This is a genomic window from Ruminiclostridium herbifermentans (genome assembly GCF_005473905.2).
GTDB classification, from domain to species: Bacteria; Bacillota; Clostridia; order Acetivibrionales; family DSM-1351; genus Ruminiclostridium; species Ruminiclostridium herbifermentans.
Genome location: NZ_CP061336.1, coordinates 4,697,564 through 4,716,795, shown reverse-complemented (window position 1 = coordinate 4,716,795; position 19,232 = coordinate 4,697,564). Strand labels below are relative to the sequence as shown.

The window sequence follows — 19,232 nt, the reverse complement described above, 5'->3', positions numbered from 1 at the left end:
AACCAAAAATTAAAAGTCTTTCACACCTAAAATTTTAAGCTTATAGAGAAAGATGTAATTATGAAAGGAGTAGCCCAAATGCTCGATAATGATAAACTCATTGAACTGTATAAAGTAATGCAGACCATTCGATTGGTTGAGCATAGAATAGAAGATGAATACAAGTATGATGAAATAAAGACACCAATTCATTTGTCTATCGGTCAAGAAGCAATATCAGCAGGGGTTTGTATTAATCTTGAAAAGGATGATAGTGTAATTGGGACTCACCGAAGCCATGCCCAGTATATTGCAAAGGGTGGGGATATAAACAAAATGATAGCGGAACTATATCTGCGTAAAACAGGATGTTCTATGGGTCGAGGAGGCTCAATGCATTTAATTGATCCTGAGGCTGGAGTGCTTGGTTCTACTGCTATCGTAGGTGGAAGTATTCCCATTGGTACAGGTGTTGCTCTTGCAGCAAAGCTACAGAATAAAAACAACGTAACAGCAATATTTTTCGGGGATGGAGCAGTAGATGAAGGTACTTTTCATGAAAGCCTTAATTTTGCAGCAATAAAAAAATTACCAGCAATATATATATGCGAAAACAATTCATATGCAATAAATTCACATGAAATGGTAAGACATTCTACAAGCATATACAGATGGGCTGAAGGATATGGGATTCCTGCCTATCAGATAGATGGAAATGATGTTTTAAAAGTTTATGATATAGCAAAAAAAGCTATTTCAAGAGCCAGAAGGGGAGAGGGACCATCATTTATTGAATGTATTACATATAGGTGGAAAGGACATATCGGAACGGTAAATGATATTGGTGAAGGTCAGAGAACTCAAGCAGAATATGACTATTGGATTTCAAAATGTCCAATTAAGTGGTTCAGAGATTACCTAAAGGGTATTGGTGTTCTTGATGACAATATGATAAAGAGCATAGATGAGGAAATAAATCAGATTATTAAGGCTGCTTTTGAGTTTGCTCAAAATTCACCAAAGCCATTACCTAGCGACTTACTTGAGTTTGTATACGCTGATTAAGCAGAAATAATATTAGTAAAACAGATTTATATACCCAAATGGGTGTGAGGGAGGTAAGTATGCCCTGGACAACAATTGAAGTTGAAAAGCAGGATAAATTTTATATTAAAGACGATTCAAATGAAAGCAGAATTATTTCATATAAGGATGCCATATATGAAGCCCTGGATCAATCTATGGCACGAGATTCAAGAGTCTTTATAATGGGTGAGGGTGTTGATGACCCAGCAGGAGTATTTGGTACAACAAAAGATTTGCATAAGAAATATGGCGCTGACAGAGTATTTGATACACCAATTGCTGAAAATTCTTTGACTGGTATGGTGACAGGAGCAGCAATGGCTGGACTTAGACCAATTTTAATACACAGCCGAATGGATTTTTTAATTATTTCCTTGGATCAATTGGTAAACCATGCCTGTAAATGGTGCTATATGTTTGGAGGGAAAGTGAAAATTCCTTTGGTGGTTCGTACTATAAGTGCAAGAGGGTGGGGATCTGGGGCACAACATTCTCAATGCGTGCAGGGTATGATGATGAACGTACCAGGCCTGAAAATTGCTGCGCCTGCTACACCTTATGATGCAAAGGGACTATTAATTTCCAGCATAATAGACAATAATCCTGTATTGTTTGTTGAACACAGATGGCTTTATAAAACTATGGGTAATGTTCCTGATAACCTGTATTCCATTCCTTTTGGGAAGGGCATGGTAAGAAGAAAGGGAACTGACGTTACTATTGTAGCAGTTTCTTATATGGTAATAGAGGCTCTGAAGGCAGCAGAAAAGCTTCAGTCTGAAAATATTTCTGCAGAAGTTATAGATTTACGAACTATAAAGCCTATCGATGAAGATATAATTTTTGATTCCCTTGCAAAGACTGGGAAGCTGTTAATAACAGATACTGGCTGTAAAACAGGAGGGGTTGCTTCAGAAATAGCTGCTATTGTAGCAGAAAAGGCCTTTCATTTATTGAAAAAGCCTATTGAAAGAGTGTGCTGCCCCGATGGACCAACACCGGCAAGTGATGTTTTGGAAAAAGCCTATTATCAGGATTCTGAAAGTATATTTAAAAAGGTACTTGAGATGATGAAGTAATTGACTTTCAGCAAAAAAACTGATTGAAATAAGTGTAGATATTGGTTGGTAAGCCTAGTGTATTAAAATACCATGAGTTATAAAGTAGCAATATGGCAGAGACTAGAATGTTGGGCTGAACTACTGTTAATTTCTTGTGTCCGTAAGCAATTGGCAAGTTGGAGCGCCGATTGACTTTATGTGTGATAGTTTAGCATTGAAGCTTTTGTGAGCAGGGGGTGGGGTATACAAATATGGACAAAATTATTGAACAAGATTGCTTGGAGTATATAAAGAGAATAAATTTTGTACCGTTGTATGGAAAGACAGTGTTAATAACAGGTGCTAACGGATTAATAGGAACTTATATTATATATATGCTCCATTTGGTGAATACAATGGAGGGAGCAAATATTAATATTGTCGGAATTAGCAGAAATGCTCCTTGTCAGGCGCTAAGAGATATTTTCGACAGTAATTATAAATTTATTTCCTCTGACCTAAATAAAATAGATTATACAACTCTGCAGCTAAAAACTGATTATATTATTCATGGTGCAACCTATGCACAGCCTGGCAAATTCCTAAGAAATTATCTTGATACAATACATTTAAACACCACTGCTACTGAAAGGCTTTTGCAAAAGGCAAAGGAGGATGGTGCTAGGTTCTTGTTTTTAAGTTCATCAGAGATTTATGGAGAACCTGACAAGTATAACATTCCAACTCCAGAAGAATTTCCTGGACTATGCTCGCCTGTAGGAATACGAGCTATTTATTCTGAATCCAAAAGGATGGGTGAAACACTTTGCTTTGCATATAAAAACTTTGAAGGTGTTGATGCTAAGATTGCCAGAATATCTATGACCTATGGCCCAGGCGTAAAGCTAGAAGATGAAAGGGTAATGGCAAATTTTATAAAGCAAGCACTAAACGATAAAAAAATTGTTATGCTTGATGACGGGAGCAAGGTAAGGACATTTTGTTATATAGCAGATGGTGTACTAATGCTGCTTAATATTCTTTTGCATGGTAATGATTTTGTTTACAATGTAGGAGGAAGGGATTGCATAAGCATTAGAAGGCTGGCTGAGGAAATATGTGCACTGACAGGAAGTACTCTTTCGGTTGAACTACATGAGAAGCCTTCAGCACAAAATATTAAAGTATCTCCTGAACGTGTTGAATTGGATATCAAAAAGATATGTACAGAATTTAAAATAGATAATTTTAAACCCTTCAAGGAGGGACTGACTCGAACTATTGTTTGGAATGTGCTGAGAAGTAAAGGTTTGTAAAAATATATTAATATTCCATGACACCTCTTATGTAGACAAAGGAAATAATCAAATCTGCTTAGGAGGTATTTTTTATGTCACAATTACAAAATATTCGAAATTTCATGTGATAGAATCACCGGCGTATCTTGAAGCTTTTTAGCTGTTAACAGCTGTCAGAAGAAACTTATTTTGAAGCTTATCTTCAGTACGAAAATTTATTTTTGTTAGCATTCACACTTCAATTATGGATTACATAAAATAACATGATAACCATTCTTATTGAGGTGATAAGAAGCATGTCGAGTGATAGATTTTTACTTATTAAGTCCTGGAGTTATACGTTATGGGCTGACATTGATCATGTATTGTGCCAGCTTCTAATAGCTGAGATTACAAACAGAATTCCTGTCATATATTGGCCTACACATTGCCTGCACAACGGAGTTGTCCAAACAAACGGATTTGAACTATACTTTGAACCAATTTCCAACTATACAATTTACCACTTAGCAAAACCCGACTATACCTATTACCCGCCAATATGGGATTCAGATAGCTTATTGGCTGATGATAGAAACAGAGATACCTGGATGTATAGAAATATTGGAGAGATTATAAGCAGTGATGCAAATGTGGTTGTTGGAGATGCCTATTATAATGTATCTGAGCTAATACCATTTTTAAAGAAAAACCACTCGGTTTATGGAATGAGTGCAGAGCAGATATACCATTATCTATATAGCAAATATATAAGAATTAAGCCTGATATAGATATGGAAATACAAAGCTATTACAACTCATTTATTAAGAATAATTACCCTGTTTTAGCTGTACATGTACGTAAAGTTGACAAAAGTGTGGTGTTCGATGCAAGACATTCTAAAGAATATGGAAACCAATATTGGAATAAGGTCTATAAACGATATACCAAAAATCAAAATGAAGATAAAATCAGAAAAATATATCCAAAAGGTAAGATTAAGAAGCCCAATGACTTGTATAAATCTGAGATTCGCAAATTTATAGAAAAATATAATATTAAAAAAATATTTTTACTTACTGATTGCGAAGAGACGGTCAGAGAATATAAAAAGCTATATGGCTCAATGCTGATATACACTGATTGTAAGAGAGTTTTAGGCGGGGATTGTGTATCCCATATGGAAAATCCAATGATAAAGAGGCGAAGAGGTGTTGAGATTATAAAAGATACATATATCGCTTCTAAATGTGATTTTTTTATTGGTAATGATTTTTCTCATTTATCCCATACAGTAACGAGGATAAAGGACTGGGGAGATAAAAGTGTAAGCCTCTTATACTGGCTCTATAAAAGGCTTAAATACCCAGTAAATGTAATGCTAATTGTTAAGAAAGATAGTAATAATGTTTTTTCTCGTATAAAAAATAAAGCTAAAGAGTTTATAGATAAATGCAAGAAAAAGCTATTAAAAGGGGGTTCTTGATATGCCAAGTGAGAGATTTTTGCTTATTAAGTCGTGGGGATGTGGTTTTTGGTCAGATGTTGACCATGTTATGGGACAATTGCTTGTGGCTGAATTGACAAATAGAATTCCTGTGATTTATTGGGGTACAAATAGTCTTTATGCAGAATCCTTTAAATCAAATGCCTTTGACCTTTATTTTGAACCAGTATCTGATTATACAATTTATGATGTGATTAAACCTCAATATACATATTATCCTCCCATATGGAGATATGACAATGTAATGGTAGAGGATCTTGACAAAATTACATGGATATACCGCAATTTAGGTGACCTAATGGGTAGTGATGCAAATGTGGTTGTCAGTGATGTGCATTACTTTGTACGTCCAATAATAAATTACATTACAAAAGACCACTGGGCTTATGGAATGACATCACAAGAAATTTATAGAGGGCTCTTTGATAAGTATATAAGACTTAAACCTGATATTGACCTTGAAATACAAGAGTTTTTTAATGCAAATCTGAGGGATTATAGACCTACTCTTGGAGTTCACATAAGAGGAGGAGATAAGGTACGTGAGGTTGAGAATCTATCAAGCTTAAATAAGAGATATCATACTGCTATAGCTAAATTTTTAGATAAATACAATATACAAAGGATTTTATTACTTACAGACTGTGAAGACATTGTAAAAGACTTTATAAAGAGGTATGGCTCAAAAGTAGTGTTTACCGATTGCAGAAGGGGTGCTTTAAATGCTACTGATAATGCCCCTCATTTGCAGGACTATACTCACAAAAGACGTAAAGGAATTGAAATAATTAAGGATACCTATTTAGCTTCTAAATGTGATTTCTTTATTGGAAATGGATATTCCAATGTATCATATACTGTTAAACGGCTTAGAGACTGGCAGGAAGACAATATAATATTATTTTTCAGAGATTTGAAGAGTGAAATAAAATTAGCTAAAAAACGAACAAAGACTGTGAAGAACAATCACAAAATAGAAGAAAAAAAACATAAGATTGATTACCCTGAATTGTACGGAGGTGTTAACACATATGTCAACTAACAGATTTCTTCTTATAAAGGCATTAGGTAAAAGCATTTGGACAGATGTAGACCATGTTATTTGTCAGCTTTTTGCAGCAGAACTGACAGACCGCATTCCAATTGTATATTGGGGTATGGAGAGTAATTACAGTGTAGCTATAGATACTAATTCATATGAGATATTTTTTGAACCAATATCCCAATATAATATTCATGATATTACTCGCAGAGAGTATACCTTTTATCCGCCGACCTGGAAATATGAAAATCTTTTAGCAGAAGATACTGATAGATTTAAAATGGAATACCGTGATTTAAACAGTCTTATGCGTAGTGATGCAAATGTTGTAGTAAGTGATGTCTATTATCCGTTAAGATCACTAATACCTTGGGTTAGAAAGAGCCACTGGGCCTATGGGAAAACACCTTATCAGATATATCGCGTTCTTTTTGACAAGTATTTAAAGCTTCAACCTTCTATAAAAAGAGAGATTCAGAAATTCATAAATATGAATCCTAACTTCAGAGATGAAAGACCCATTATTGGTGTCCATGTAAGAGGGAATTCAGTTGCGAATGAAGTTGCCCAGATATATGATTTGAATGAGTTTTACAAGCCTAATGTGTGGCAATTTGTTGTCAAATACAATATTAGACACTTATTAGTAATAACTGATTCTGCAAAAGTCTTAAAACAATATAAAAAGCTTTATGACAGGCAGGGTATGCTGCTTTATACAGATAGTAAAAAGGTTTCTTTTAAAGAGCGTATTGCCACTTGTCTTCTTGACTATCCCAATAAAAGACATAAGGGTGTTGAACTAGTAAAAGATACTATTGAAATTATTAAAGATACTTATTTGGCAGCACAGTGTGATTTTTTTATAGGAAACGGCTATTCAAGCTTATCTAATACTGTAATGCGTTTAAGGGATTGGCCAGAAACGAACATAAAGCTTTTATATTAAAACATAAAATTATTGTTAATCACCTGCATAGACAGACTAGGTTTTAAATTTGCTTTGCCTATTATTTAAATGATTCATGAAAAAAGTTGCGTAAGGCTAACATAGTGTAAACAATAAGCATATTATGAAGTATATTCAAAATCTATATAAGCGAAAGGAGATATTTAGATGTCAATTATTACTCTTGTTCAGATTTTTGATGACGTATATATTGATTCATCAAAACCCGATACAAATTTCAGTGATTCAAATGTTTTGTGGGTTGGGAAGCAGGAGGATGGAGCTCTTCAAAGGACATTAATGAAGTTTGATTTAAGCTTTATTCCAGAAGGTTCAAAGATTATTACAGCCAATCTGAATGTTTATCTTGATTATGATGCAAGCGAAATGGAAATTCAAGAGACCATTACTCCATATGCCATTACAGAAGAATGGGATGTTTCAACGGTAACCTGGAATAATCAGCCTGAGGTAAGCAATACAATGAGGGGCTTTACAACTAATTTGTCTACACCAGGGTATTATTGTTTTATATTAACTGATTTTGTGGAACGATGGGTTAACCAAGGTTTTGCTAATAACGGCTTGTTGCTGAAAGCAGACGAAATAAATATTGATGATAACAAGCGTTTTGTTAGCAGCGACGAAACTTTAGTTGAGAAGCAGTCATTTAAGCCTGTATTTGTGGTTCAATATGAGCCTCTTCAGACAGAGGAAAATGATATAGAGGCAAAACCTCCAGTAAATACTAAAACCAGTTATTCTGTGAAGGGTGCAGATACAGACCATGAGGAGGTAACTACAACAGATGAATACCAGACAACGATGATAAGAGATACTTCTAATAAGACGCATGTCAGCTTTTTTGTAAATAATTTAACTGAGAACCTAGCTGAGGTTGGAATAGAAGTTAGTTCTGATGGTGTAAATTTTCTAAGGCAGAGTTATGATCCAATTCCTCAAGGACTTGAAATATTTATCCCTTATTATTATGCACCTTATACCCGTTTATACTATAAGTCTAAATTAGAGGGAGAACATACAAAGCTGAGTATAGATTTTGTTTCTCAATCCTAAACATACTGGTACCGTTAATTAGAGTTTTTGAGAAAGTAACGTATGGATCAAAGGCTCCGACTGTAATCGAATTGTGTTTAAGCAGATTTTTAGCGTAAATTGGGTGTTAAGAGGTCTTTATTTCATAAAATCTTTTGTCCTATAAGCAAAATTATAGATCAATAGACCATTTGTTTAAAACCTATAAAAATTGACTCCCACCTGAATCTTAGAAATAAATCTATTTTCGCATATATTTCATTGCTTTGAATATATATTAGTATGAGTGTAAATGTAGGAGTGAATAAAGATGAATTATACCCCTGAGGAGTTAAGAGGAATATCTTTAAAAAGATCCATCTTTGATGGCTACAACAAAAAGCAGGTTGATAATTTGCTTGCTTTAATTAGTGAAGATTACACCAGACAATTGAAAGAAATTGAAGAGTTGAAAAACAAAGTAGCTACGCAAACGGAAGCTATTAACCACTATAAGATTCTCGAGGAATCACTTCAGCATTCAATTCTTGTTGCGCAGCATACAAGTGAACAGGTTAAAGCGAATGCATGTGAAAAGGCTAAGTTTATAACTGAGGAAGCAGAAGCCAATGCTAAAAAGCTTATTGAGGAAGCAAATATGGAAGTAGTCAAATGTAAAGCTAAATGTGAAGAACTAAAGGCAGAAATAATGTCATATAAGTCAAAGTCAGAATTAATGTTGCAGGCTCAATTGAAAATTTTAAATCAGATGTTTCCAGAATAATGTATTACAGCATAAAAAGGGCATCTCAAAAAAATTACCCTGTAAGAAGACAGTTAAGATAAGAAGTATTAATTTCTAACTTTACTGATTCCGTTTTGCAGGGTTATTTTTGTATACTATTATGAAATAAAAATAAGCAAAGGAATTCAAAATCTGAGATTCTTACAATAGTGATTAATTTATTGAAATCTGTCCATCCACTTTTTGATGATAACCATTTACATTCAAAATTTGATTAATACCTAACCTAATTATAATATGTGATTACTATTAGATTAAACAAAAAAACATAAATGAAACAAATCCATTATTCAAAACATATAATATAAGGGTATAAAAAAGGCTGTATTGTGCCTAAAGGGGTAATAAAGTGAGATATGCATTAATAGGATGTGGTCGGATATCGCCTAATCATATAGCAGCTGCTATTAAAAATAATCTTGAAATAGTGGCTTTATGCGATATTACATATGACAATATTGAATTCTTATTATCAAAATTTAGTATTTCAAAATCCATTAATAAATACACTGACTATAAAAAAATGCTGGAAAAAGAAAAGCCTGAACTTGTGGCAGTTGCTACTGAAAGTGGAAAGCATGCGCCCATTGCTCTTGATTGCATTGAAGCGGGCTGCAATGTAATTATTGAAAAGCCAATTGCTCTTTCTATTAAAGATGCAGATGCTATCATAAAGAGGGCAGAACAAAAGGGCGTTAAGGTCTGTGTTTGCTATCAGAACAGATTTAATAAGTCAATTCAAAAAATTAGGGAAGCTGTTGAAGAAGGCCGTTTTGGAAGATTGCTTTATGGCACAGCCCATATTCGTTGGAATAGGGGAGAGGCTTATTATAAGCAAGCAAAATGGAGAGGCACTTGGGAGCAGGACGGCGGTGCCCTTATGAACCAATGCATTCATAATATTGATTTACTGTGTTGGATGATGGGAAATGAGATTGTAGAGGTTTTTGGAATGACAGATAATTTGATGCACAGCTTTATAGAAGCAGAGGACTTAGGAATTGCATTAGTTAAATTTTCTAATGGAAGCTATGGAATTATTGAGGGAACTACAAATATTTATCCTAATAATCTTGAAGAAACTCTGTATATATTTGGTGAAAAGGGGACTGTAAAAGCTGGCGGGAAATCTGTGAATATAATCGAAGAATGGCAATTTGCTGACAAGCTTGATGACTCAGAAGAGGTAAAGGCAAAATATCATGAGAACCCTGAGAATGTATATGGATTTGGACATAATCCTTTGTATGCAGATATGATTGAGTCCATAAAAAGCAATAGAGAACCATATGTTACAGCTAGGGATGGAAGAAAATCATTAGAACTTGTCCTAGCAATTTATAAATCTGCAGCTGAAGGAAAAAGCATAAAACTTCCATTAAACAGCTGTAGTACTATGGAGTTTAAAGGCAGGTTTAGTATATGAGTATTTTTCTGCATGAAAGCAGCTATGTAGACGAAGATGTCATAATAGGTGATGGAACCAAAGTTTGGCATTTTAGTCATATTCAAAGGGGCGCAAGGATTGGTGAGAATTGCACTATAGGTCAAAATGTCAATATATCAAATAACGTAATAATTGGAAACCACGTTAAAATCCAAAATAATGTTTCAGTATATGAAGGTGTAGAACTGGAAGACTATGTATTTTGCGGTCCTTCAATGGTTTTTACAAATGATTTGACCCCTAGAAGCAAGTATCCCAAAGGGACTGCTGGGTATAAAAAAACTCTAGTTAAATATGGGGCTTCTATTGGGGCAAATGCAACTATTGTATGCGGACACACTTTAGGGAGATGGTCCATGATTGCGGCTGGAACAGTTGTAACAACGGATGTTTGTGATTATGCGCTTATGATGGGTGTGCCTGCAAAGCAAACAGGCTGGGTTTGCGAATGTGGGCTTAGACTTAAGGAAGGCTATAGCTGTAAGGCATGTGGCAGAAGATACAGGCTGGTGAATAAACAACTCGAAGAAATATAGCCGTCTTTATTCCTTCTCTGTCTGGTTTGAAGTGTTTTAAAACTAAACTTGTATCAGCGTAAACTATAAACACATAGAGTTTGCTGAACAAGTTATATAAATATAATCTATCTAGATATAGCCCCAAATATAAATAAATACATTTTGGTGCTTAATTAATCCTAAAATCCTTAATTCAGCAAGTTTTATTCATACAACTAATGAACTCAATATCTTGCTAATTTTGATAAAAAAATAAGCTAATCTATAGCAAAAGTCCCGATTACATATAAAGATGGAGGTACAAAAAATGGTAATGCGAGATTTAAAGACCCAATATAATCTATACAAAAATGAAATAGATAATGCAATACATAGAGTTATAGAAAGCAGTAGTTTCATTGGAGGTGATGAAGTTGATATTCTTGAGAAAAGGCTGGCGGATTATGTAGGGGTTAAGCATTGTATTTCATGCGCTAACGGAACAGAAGCAATGACTTTAGTATTAATGGCATGGGATATTAAAGAGGGCGATGCTGTATTTGTACCAGACTTTACGTTTTTTTCAACTGGAGAAGTAGTTTCACTCAGAAAAGCAACTCCTGTATTTGTGGATGTAGATTATGAAACCTTTAATATAGATACCGTTAAGCTTGAAAATGCTATTTTGAGAACTCTTGAGGAAGGTATTCTGACACCTAAAGCTATAATTCCTGTTGATATATTTGGATTACCTGCAAATCATTTTGAAATTGAAAGAATTGCAAAAAAATATAATCTGTTAATATTAGAAGATGGAGCGCAGGGATTTGGTGGGAGCATAAATGGTAAAAAAGCTTGCAGCTTTGGGGATGCTGCTACTACTTCTTTTTTTCCTGCAAAACCATTAGGCTGCTATGGAGATGGAGGAGCAATTTTTACTAATGATGATGGGTTAGCTGAAATACTTAATTCATATAAAGTCCATGGAAAGGGAAAAAACAAATATGACAACATTAGAATTGGGGTTAATTCACGGCTTGATACAATTCAAGCGGCTGTTTTAAATGTAAAGCTAAATGCATTTACAGAGCATGAACTAGATGACGTGAACAGAATATATAGACTTTATAATGAAAGACTTCAGGGGATTGTAGACGTTCCTAAAATTCCGTCAGGATATGTATCCAGCTTCGCTCAATATACAATAAAGCTTAATAGCTCTGAAGAAAGGGGAATAATTCAAGCTAAGTTCAAGGAGAAGAATATTCCTAGCATGATTTATTACACTAAGCCAATGCATAAGCAACAAGCTTTTTCAAATTTGGATTTTAAGGAGTCAGATTATATTGTTACCAATAAGTTGTGCGATACAGTGTTGTCAATTCCAATGCATCCATATTTAACAGACAATGATATTGAAATGATAACCAGTGCTATAGCAGATGCTATTACTAAATAGAAAGTTATGAGATTGACTTAAATTATCACATTTGATATTATCTTTCGTAATAGTAATATTTAGTAATAATAGGAGAAATCGTTGTGATAAAATTGGAGAGTAAAAAATCGAATATTATATGCATAGTAATGGCTATAGTTCTTTTAGTATCAATAATAAATAGCGTTTATATAAATATGCAAAACCAAAAGTTTAAAAATGGAGATATACAGCAAATGTATTCTGAATGGTATGCATTATATTGTATGTCTGAGTATGTAGATAGATTTATTAATGGTGGCAGTAATGATGGTGAAAGGTACATATTATATGTAAATCAAGTATGCCACCATTTTAAAATATCGATAACCCCAAGTGAACTAAATACTAATCTGTCTAATTTGCTAATTTTATCATATGACCCGTTGTTTTCTAATTTGGCAAAGGAAGAAGAAACTTTAAATAAAGAAAAAGCCATAGAGTTATTGAAAAAAATGAATAGTGATTTATTAGCTATAAGCAAAGATATTATAGAAATGAGTGAAGAGGAAAAAGAAAAACTGCTAGACCAATCATCATCGAAATATGATGAAATGAATACTAGAGTAAAGGATTTTTCTAATAAATATAATAAGTTAGTAGATGATTATTTTAGAACTTACTCAGAATATGTAAGCCATTAGAGAATTGCCGATTAGGATTATTTAGAAGGTATATGGAACAATTTGAATAATTTGTAATAACTATTTAAAGCAGCATTAGGTGACCTAGTGCTGATTTTGATTTTATTATAGAAATTATTTACAGAATTTGCTTCACAGTCCATTACAACCTCCTTTTTTCTCAAGGATTAGCTATAAATGCATATATAAATATTCTTTTCAAATTTTCATTTTTTTCCATAAAATACCTCCAAATCAATGTATTTATTCAAACATCAATTTGAAGGTTAACGCAAATTTGGAGTTAGTTTCCAATATACTATTTGGATAAGACATGATCTAAATAATATTGGTATTCTCGTTTAATACCTTCTTCCATATTAATCTTTGGTGCCCAGCCTGTTTTTTGTATTTTCGAATTATCTAGCACTCTTCTAGGAGTTCCATCGGGCTTGCTGGTATCAAATACAATGTCACCATCATAGCCTATAACTCTTTTAATTGTGAGTGCCAAATCACGAATACTTATTTCATTTCCTGAGCCTATATTAATAAAATCATTTCCTTCATAGGTCTGCATTAAATAATAACAGGCATCTGCGAGATCATCCACATATAGAAATTCCCTTAATGGAGTACCAGTACCCCACAACTCAACAACAGGATTATTTTCAAGCTTTGCTTTATGTATCTTAATAATCATTGATGGTATAACATGAGAATTATATGCATCAAAGGTGTCATTGATACCATATAGACTGGCAGGCATGGCACAGATAAATTTTGTACCATATTGCTTATTAAAAGATTGGCACATATTTATTCCTGATATCTTAGCAAGTGCATATGGCTCATTTGTAGGCTCTAATGGACCTGTGAGGAGATATTCTTCCTTTATAGGCTGTGGGCAGGTTTTAGGATAAATACAAGAACTGCCTAGAAACATGAGCTTCTTAACATTGTTCCTGTAGGCACTTCTTATTACATTACATCCAATTAACATATTTTCCATAATAAAATCAGCCGGATATGTGCTGTTAGCATGTATACCGCCAACTTTAGCGGCTGCTAGAAAAACATAATCAGGTTTTTGCTCTTCAAAAAATTTCTCAGTTGCTGCTTGGTCTGTTAAATCTAGTTCCTTGTGTGATTTTAATATTAAAATTGAATATCCATTGCGTTCAAGGCATCTTACAATAGCAGAGCCTACCATTCCATTGTGGCCAGCTACATAGATTTTACTTTTTATATCCATATTCTTGTCACCTCTGATATTTGTTTCAGAATATTTATTTAAATAATGTTTTTACAACCGTATTTTTATAATAAATATGGCTATTTGATGCCATTAACATCGCTATCAACCATCATTTTAACTAGTTGTTCAAATGAGACCTTCTGTTTCCAATTTAATTTAGTCTTAGCTTTTGTTGGGTCGCCTAGAAGTAAATCAACTTCGGTAGGTCTGAAGAATTTACGGCTAATATTTATTAGTTCATTTCCATTAGCGCTGTTAATACCCTTTTCATTTTCACCTGAGCCTTCCCATTTTAAATTAATTCCAACGTTTTTAAAAGCAAGCTCACAAAATTCTCTTACAGTATGGGTTTCTCCAGTTGCAATTACATAGTCATCCGGTTCTTGTTGTTGGAGCATGAGCCACATAGCTTCCACATAATCTCCAGCAAACCCCCAGTCTCTTTTTGCATCTATGTTTCCTAAATAAAGCTTTTCTTGCTTTCCACTAAGAATATTGGCAATTCCCTTTGTTATTTTTCTTGTAACAAAGGTTTCACCACGTCTTGGAGATTCATGATTGAAGAGTATTCCGTTACAAGCAAACAAATTATAAGCTTCTCTGTAATTGACAGTTATCCAGTAAGCATAAAGTTTTGCTGCTGCATAGGGGCTTCTTGGATAAAAAGGTGTTTTTTCACTTTGAGGTATTTCCTGAACTTTACCAAACAATTCACTGGAAGAGGCTTGATAAAACTTAATGTCAGCGGCTACCTCCTTTATGCTATCCAAAAGTCTTAATGTACCTAAAGCATTTACATCAGAAGTGAACTCTGGAACATCAAAGGATACCTTTACATGACTTTGAGCGCCTAGATTGTATATTTCGCTGGGCTCAATTTTATAAATCAATTTACTGAGGTTACATGAATCTGATAAGTCTCCAAAGTGTAATATAAAGTTCCTGTTACCAGTGCCATCAGCATCAATCAGATGATCTATTCTGTGAGTGTTTATTGAACTGCTCCGTCTGACTAAGCCGTGTACTTCATATCCTTTATTTAATAAAAATTCTGCCAGATAAGATCCGTCTTGCCCTGTAATACCTGTAATTAATGCTGTTTTCATGGATATACTCCTTTATAGCTAAATAATTTTTAAAACTTATTATTTGTAAGTATGTATCTGATAATATATTATGTTTTAGTTCTTTATTGTGGAACTGGAAGGAATTAAATTCGAGTTGACTTTATTTAGAGTGCCACTATTACATGAGCAGAAGGGAATAAAATGCTGATTCCCTTCTGCTCAATTACAATTCTTGTTGTGCTAATGATTACACACGTTTGTCTTCTCGCATCTTTCTATAATTTTTATCATAGTTTAAGTTTCTATATTGAAATTTTCTTGACTGTTAGGTATGCCGTTAACCCTCCTGTCAGACTTGCGCTTACAGAATCAGTGCTTTGAACAGCCAAATCAATTACATCACCGGCTGCTAAGTCAACAATGGTACTGCCTTCAAACAATGTGGTAAGTGTAAGTGACAACAATCGAGTTTGGAATGTTGAAGGTATAAAGTTAGTTCCACCATTCACACGGACACCTGCCGACAGATTGACAGCAAGTACTACTGTACCAACTGTTACCATATATTCAATCTCATAAGTTCCACTGTCTAAAATTGTAATATTATTAGTTCCGAGAGTGACATCGCTGCTTGGCATAGTCTCTGCTAACTCAATTTGGTCAACACCACCGCCAATACCAATTGAGAGGGTTTGTGAGTCAGTTGAATAAAGACCACCAAAAGCTTCAAGACCAGCAGGGCCAGTTGTACCAGCAGGACCGGTAGGACCAGTTGTACCAGCAGGACCGGTAGGACCAGTTATACCAGCAGGACCGGTAGGACCAGTAGCACCAGCAGGACCGGTAGGACCAGTAGCACCAGCAGGACCGGTAGGACCAGTTATACCAGTAGGTCCGGTTACACCAGCAGGGCCAGTTGCACCAGTAACGCCAGCAGGACCGGTTGAACCAGCAGGGCCAGTCGGACCAATAGGACCAGTTGAACCAGCAGGGCCAGTTGGGCCAATAGGACCGGTTGAACCAGCAGGACCAGTCGGGCCAATAGGACCGGTTGAACCAGCAGGGCCAGTTGGGCCAATAGGGCCGGTTGAACCAGCAGGGCCAGTCGGGCCAATAGGACCGGTTGAACCAGCAGGACCGGTTGAACCAGCAGGGCCAGTCGGACCAATAGGACCAGTTGAACCAGCAGGGCCAGTTGGGCCAATAGGACCGGTTGAACCAGCAGGACCAGTCGGGCCAATAGGACCGGTTGAACCAGCAGGACCAGTCGGACCAGTAGCACCGTCAGCACCAGTAGGTCCGGTTACACCAGCAGGGCCAGTCGGGCCGGTAGTACCAGCAGGACCGGTAGGACCAGTAGCACCAGCAGGACCAGTAGGGCCGGTAGCGCCAGCAGGACCGGTAGGACCAGTAGCACCAGCAGGACCGGTAGTACCAGTTATACCAGTAGGTCCGGTTACACCAGCAGGGCCAGTCGGGCCGGTAGCACCAGCAGGACCGGTAGGGCCAGTAGCACCACCACCAGGACCAGTTGGGCCAATAGGACCAGTCGGACCAGTTACACCAGCAGGGCCAGTAGGGCCGGTAGCGCCAGCAGGACCGGTAGGACCAGTAGCACCAGCAGGACCGGTAGGACCAGTAGCACCACCACCAGGACCAGTCGGACCAGTTACACCAGCAGGGCCAGTAGGGCCGGTAGTGCCAGCAGGACCGGTAGGACCAGTAGCACCAGCAGGACCGGTAGGACCAGTAGCACCACCACCAGGACCAGTCGGGCCAACAGGACCAGTCGGACCAGTTACACCAGCAGGGCCAGTAGGGCCGGTAGGACCAGTAGCACCAGCAGGACCGGTAGGACCAGTAGCACCACCACCAGGACCAGTCGGACCAACAGGACCGGTCGGACCGGTAGCGCCAGCAGGGCCAGTCGGACCAGTAGGACCAGTTATACCAGCAGGACCGGTAGGACCAGTAGCACCAGCAGGACCGGTAGGACCAGTCGGGCCAGTTGGACCAGTAGCACCACCACCAGGACCAGTCGGACCAGTCGGACCAGTTGGACCAGTTGGACCAGTCGGACCAGTCGGACCAGTTGGACCGGTAGGACCAGATGGACCAGACGGACCAGTCGGACCAGTCGGACTAACAGGACCTTCTAAAATAGATACATCATCAACTAGAACGTCAGCACCGCCAGCTAAAGTGTTTTTGCTTATAGACAAAATGGCAAAGTCTGTACCAACAGGTGCTGGAATTGAAGTGCCAACAGCCTTTAACCAGTCACCACCTATTACATCAGGAATGTTGCTTTCTGGAATACTTATTACAAGGCCTGTTCCAAGAAAATTGAATGAATTATCAAAATATGAAAGAACTATAGATACTATAGGATTAGGGGATGCTCCTACTTTAGCCAAATAAGCACTAACTTCTACAGGCTGGCTGAAATCTCCATACACAGTTTGATATATAACTGATGTTCCATTCTGCAATTGTGCAGAATAAGTTCCTGTGTGGCTGAATAAAGATGTTATGGTTGCTTCAACCGCGCCCCATGGAGGAAAAGATCCGGTTTCAAAGCCTCCATTTACAATGAGTTCAGTAGCCATATTTTTATTCACCTCCTTAAATTTGTATGAAAGCATACTAGAAAATTAAAGTATGCCCTATAGACAATATATGTTGAGAATTCTATTTTGCTACTGATGTTAATATATGATATAGGAAATTTTAAATATGCAGTGCTTTTAGAATAAGGACATTATTTGTCATTAGAAAATACTTATATTTGTATGAATAAGTTCAATTCTAGAACTATCATAATTATTCAAAGTATAGAATTTGAATACTAAAAATAAGAATATAAAAGCCATTACAGCGACTAAATGAAAGCGTTATTTTTTGCAATTTTAACCTTGTGAATATCTTAACTAAAACATATTTGTTGAAATAAATTTACAAGGTAATTATCTTTAAATCTATTAAGATTCGTTATTGTTGAACATTTTATCAAACAGTTTTTTATTGTAAAGTACACTAGGATCTGTAGGTCTGTATTTGGCAGCTTCTTCATTATGCTCATAGGATTTTTTATAGTCTCCCATACGATAATAGCAAACACAAAGCTGAAGATGGGGATACCAGGTATAATAGGCATTATAAATAAAACTCCAACGATCTGGATCGGGAACTTGCTGCGAAGCCTGTTCATACCAGAAGGCTGCTGTTTTGTAATCACGCTTTCTTTGAAAATTGTATCCAATACGGCAGCACGCTTCTGCCCTCGGAGGTGCATATTTAAAAGACTCAAACAAGGAAGTAAGTTCATTATTTGTATCATTAAGAGCTCGGTAGCAGTCTCCTCTATAAATACATGCAAATATTTTATCTTCGACCCAGCCTTCTTTCATTGAAGTACAAATGTCGTAATTTTTAATTGCTTCTTCATGGCGTCCGTTTTCTCGTAATTCATTTCCATAATAAAAGTAATCCCTAGGAGAGAAGGTATCTCCTCGTGCAATTTTCTGTTCAAAAACTGAAACTGTACGACCCACTGCATGACGTATTTTTTTATGAGTGATAGATATATCTGAGTTAATGATTTTGCCTTGAACATTAATATAGTTATGGCAATCCCCATACCATTGAAAATTCTTTTCTCTCTTTAATAGTCTATTTCGCCTATATCTTAGAGTAACATTTCCAAACTCATCAGTACCTGCGTCATAATACATTGAAACAGAGTCTACAGATGGATCAAGGGTTTCCTTTAGTTCTTTTAGTTTTGCTTGATCTGCTTCTAATACAACATCATCAGCATCTAGATACAAAATATAGTCTTTCGTAGCGTACTTAAATGATTCGTTTCTAGCTGCAGAAAAATTATTAGTCCATTCATAATAAAAAACACGATCTGTATATTGTTTTGCTATTTCTACGGTTCTGTCAGTAGAACCTGTATCTACAATATTAATTTCGTCAACGATATCTTTTACTGTATCCAAACACCTTGCAAGGGTTTCTTCCTCATTCTTTACAATCATACAAAGACTGATAGTAACCATATGTAATCCTTTCTATAGAAACTAATATAATATTATATTCAGGACATTGTTAATTTGTTACTCAAATCTTTGATGAAA

The 19,232-nt window shown here is 36.0% G+C and carries 17 protein-coding genes; 12 read left to right on the top strand and 5 right to left on the bottom strand.

Annotation, left to right across the window (positions count from 1 at the left end; translation table 11 throughout):
* Positions 1 to 78 precede the first annotated feature (78 nt).
* The 12 genes from EHE19_RS19035 to EHE19_RS18980 all read left to right on the top strand — a co-directional run bounded on the left by EHE19_RS19035 (position 79) and on the right by EHE19_RS18980 (position 12,786).
* A complete protein-coding gene (locus EHE19_RS19035) occupies positions 79 to 1,044 on the top strand; it encodes a thiamine pyrophosphate-dependent dehydrogenase E1 component subunit alpha (RefSeq protein ID WP_137698728.1) in 966 nt (321 codons plus the stop codon).
* 59 nt (positions 1,045 to 1,103) lie between these two features.
* Positions 1,104 to 2,144, top strand: a complete 1,041-nt coding sequence (locus EHE19_RS19030; RefSeq protein ID WP_137698727.1) for an alpha-ketoacid dehydrogenase subunit beta — start codon at positions 1,104 to 1,106, stop codon at positions 2,142 to 2,144.
* 233 nt (positions 2,145 to 2,377) lie between these two features.
* Positions 2,378 to 3,421 carry an NAD-dependent epimerase/dehydratase family protein gene (locus EHE19_RS19025; RefSeq protein ID WP_137698726.1) on the top strand — a complete coding sequence of 348 codons (1,044 nt, stop codon included), beginning with the start codon at positions 2,378 to 2,380 and terminating at the stop codon, positions 3,419 to 3,421.
* Positions 3,422 to 3,699: 278 nt separating this feature from the next.
* Positions 3,700 to 4,869, top strand: coding sequence for an O-fucosyltransferase family protein (locus EHE19_RS19020; RefSeq protein ID WP_137698725.1), 1,170 nt, complete (start codon positions 3,700 to 3,702; stop codon positions 4,867 to 4,869).
* A gap of 1 nt (position 4,870) precedes the next feature.
* Complete coding sequence (locus tag EHE19_RS19015; protein WP_137698724.1) at positions 4,871 to 5,932, top strand: O-fucosyltransferase family protein; 1,062 nt, start codon at positions 4,871 to 4,873, stop codon at positions 5,930 to 5,932.
* Positions 5,922 to 6,881, top strand: coding sequence for an O-fucosyltransferase family protein (locus EHE19_RS19010; protein WP_137698723.1), 960 nt, complete (start codon positions 5,922 to 5,924; stop codon positions 6,879 to 6,881). The genes EHE19_RS19015 and EHE19_RS19010 overlap by 11 nt, the downstream gene beginning before the upstream one ends.
* Before the next feature lie 168 nt (positions 6,882 to 7,049).
* Entirely contained in the window at positions 7,050 to 7,958 is a 909-nt protein-coding gene (locus EHE19_RS19005) for a DNRLRE domain-containing protein (protein ID WP_137698722.1), read from the top strand.
* A gap of 289 nt (positions 7,959 to 8,247) precedes the next feature.
* Entirely contained in the window at positions 8,248 to 8,700 is a 453-nt protein-coding gene (locus EHE19_RS19000; protein ID WP_137698721.1) for a DivIVA domain-containing protein, read from the top strand.
* Positions 8,701 to 9,070: 370 nt separating this feature from the next.
* Positions 9,071 to 10,147: a Gfo/Idh/MocA family protein gene (locus EHE19_RS18995; RefSeq protein ID WP_137698720.1), complete on the top strand. Its 1,077-nt coding sequence runs from the start codon at positions 9,071 to 9,073 to the stop codon at positions 10,145 to 10,147.
* Positions 10,144 to 10,704: an acyltransferase gene (locus tag EHE19_RS18990; RefSeq protein WP_137698719.1), complete on the top strand. Its 561-nt coding sequence runs from the start codon at positions 10,144 to 10,146 to the stop codon at positions 10,702 to 10,704. The genes EHE19_RS18995 and EHE19_RS18990 overlap by 4 nt, the downstream gene beginning before the upstream one ends.
* A 289-nt stretch (positions 10,705 to 10,993) precedes the next feature.
* Positions 10,994 to 12,124 (top strand): DegT/DnrJ/EryC1/StrS family aminotransferase, encoded by a 1,131-nt coding sequence (locus EHE19_RS18985; RefSeq protein ID WP_137698718.1) that lies wholly within the window; start codon positions 10,994 to 10,996, stop codon positions 12,122 to 12,124.
* Positions 12,125 to 12,207: 83 nt separating this feature from the next.
* Entirely contained in the window at positions 12,208 to 12,786 is a 579-nt protein-coding gene (locus tag EHE19_RS18980) for a hypothetical protein (RefSeq protein WP_137698717.1), read from the top strand.
* 17 nt (positions 12,787 to 12,803) lie between these two features.
* On the opposite strand, the gene EHE19_RS20015 is transcribed toward EHE19_RS18980, so the two are convergent.
* The 5 genes from EHE19_RS20015 to EHE19_RS18960 form a co-directional block, all read right to left on the bottom strand.
* A complete protein-coding gene (locus EHE19_RS20015; protein WP_280513954.1) occupies positions 12,804 to 12,929 on the bottom strand; it encodes a hypothetical protein in 126 nt (41 codons plus the stop codon).
* A gap of 155 nt (positions 12,930 to 13,084) precedes the next feature.
* Positions 13,085 to 14,020, bottom strand: coding sequence for a GDP-L-fucose synthase family protein (locus EHE19_RS18975; protein WP_137698716.1), 936 nt, complete (start codon positions 14,018 to 14,020; stop codon positions 13,085 to 13,087).
* 80 nt (positions 14,021 to 14,100) lie between these two features.
* Entirely contained in the window at positions 14,101 to 15,129 is a 1,029-nt protein-coding gene (gene gmd, locus EHE19_RS18970) for a GDP-mannose 4,6-dehydratase (protein ID WP_137698715.1), read from the bottom strand.
* Between the two features lie 263 nt (positions 15,130 to 15,392).
* Positions 15,393 to 17,699 carry an NTTRR-F1 domain gene (locus EHE19_RS18965; RefSeq protein WP_137698714.1) on the bottom strand — a complete coding sequence of 769 codons (2,307 nt, stop codon included), beginning with the start codon at positions 17,697 to 17,699 and terminating at the stop codon, positions 15,393 to 15,395.
* A gap of 372 nt (positions 17,700 to 18,071) precedes the next feature.
* On the bottom strand, positions 18,072 to 19,154 hold the full coding sequence (locus EHE19_RS18960; protein WP_137698713.1) for a glycosyltransferase: 1,083 nt from the start codon (positions 19,152 to 19,154) through the stop codon (positions 18,072 to 18,074).
* Between the last annotated feature and the right edge of the window lie 78 nt (positions 19,155 to 19,232).

Bases quoted from the DNA above. Each gene is read 5' to 3' on its own strand.
- EHE19_RS18985 (WP_137698718.1), top strand. From the start codon at position 10,994: ATGGTAATGCGAGATTTAAAGACCCAATATAATCTATACAAAAATGAA.
- EHE19_RS18990 (WP_137698719.1), top strand. From the start codon at position 10,144: ATGAGTATTTTTCTGCATGAAAGCAGCTATGTAGACGAAGATGTCATA.
- EHE19_RS20015 (WP_280513954.1), bottom strand. From the start codon at position 12,929: ATGGACTGTGAAGCAAATTCTGTAAATAATTTCTATAATAAAATCAAA.
- EHE19_RS19035 (WP_137698728.1), top strand. From the start codon at position 79: ATGCTCGATAATGATAAACTCATTGAACTGTATAAAGTAATGCAGACC.
- EHE19_RS19010 (WP_137698723.1), top strand. From the start codon at position 5,922: ATGTCAACTAACAGATTTCTTCTTATAAAGGCATTAGGTAAAAGCATT.
- EHE19_RS18975 (WP_137698716.1), bottom strand. From the start codon at position 14,020: ATGGATATAAAAAGTAAAATCTATGTAGCTGGCCACAATGGAATGGTA.
- EHE19_RS19000 (WP_137698721.1), top strand. From the start codon at position 8,248: ATGAATTATACCCCTGAGGAGTTAAGAGGAATATCTTTAAAAAGATCC.
- EHE19_RS19030 (WP_137698727.1), top strand. From the start codon at position 1,104: ATGCCCTGGACAACAATTGAAGTTGAAAAGCAGGATAAATTTTATATT.
- EHE19_RS19015 (WP_137698724.1), top strand. From the start codon at position 4,871: ATGCCAAGTGAGAGATTTTTGCTTATTAAGTCGTGGGGATGTGGTTTT.
- EHE19_RS19005 (WP_137698722.1), top strand. From the start codon at position 7,050: ATGTCAATTATTACTCTTGTTCAGATTTTTGATGACGTATATATTGAT.
- EHE19_RS19025 (WP_137698726.1), top strand. From the start codon at position 2,378: ATGGACAAAATTATTGAACAAGATTGCTTGGAGTATATAAAGAGAATA.
- EHE19_RS18960 (WP_137698713.1), bottom strand. From the start codon at position 19,154: ATGGTTACTATCAGTCTTTGTATGATTGTAAAGAATGAGGAAGAAACC.
- EHE19_RS18965 (WP_137698714.1), bottom strand. From the start codon at position 17,699: ATGGCTACTGAACTCATTGTAAATGGAGGCTTTGAAACCGGATCTTTT.
- EHE19_RS19020 (WP_137698725.1), top strand. From the start codon at position 3,700: ATGTCGAGTGATAGATTTTTACTTATTAAGTCCTGGAGTTATACGTTA.
- gmd (WP_137698715.1), bottom strand. From the start codon at position 15,129: ATGAAAACAGCATTAATTACAGGTATTACAGGGCAAGACGGATCTTAT.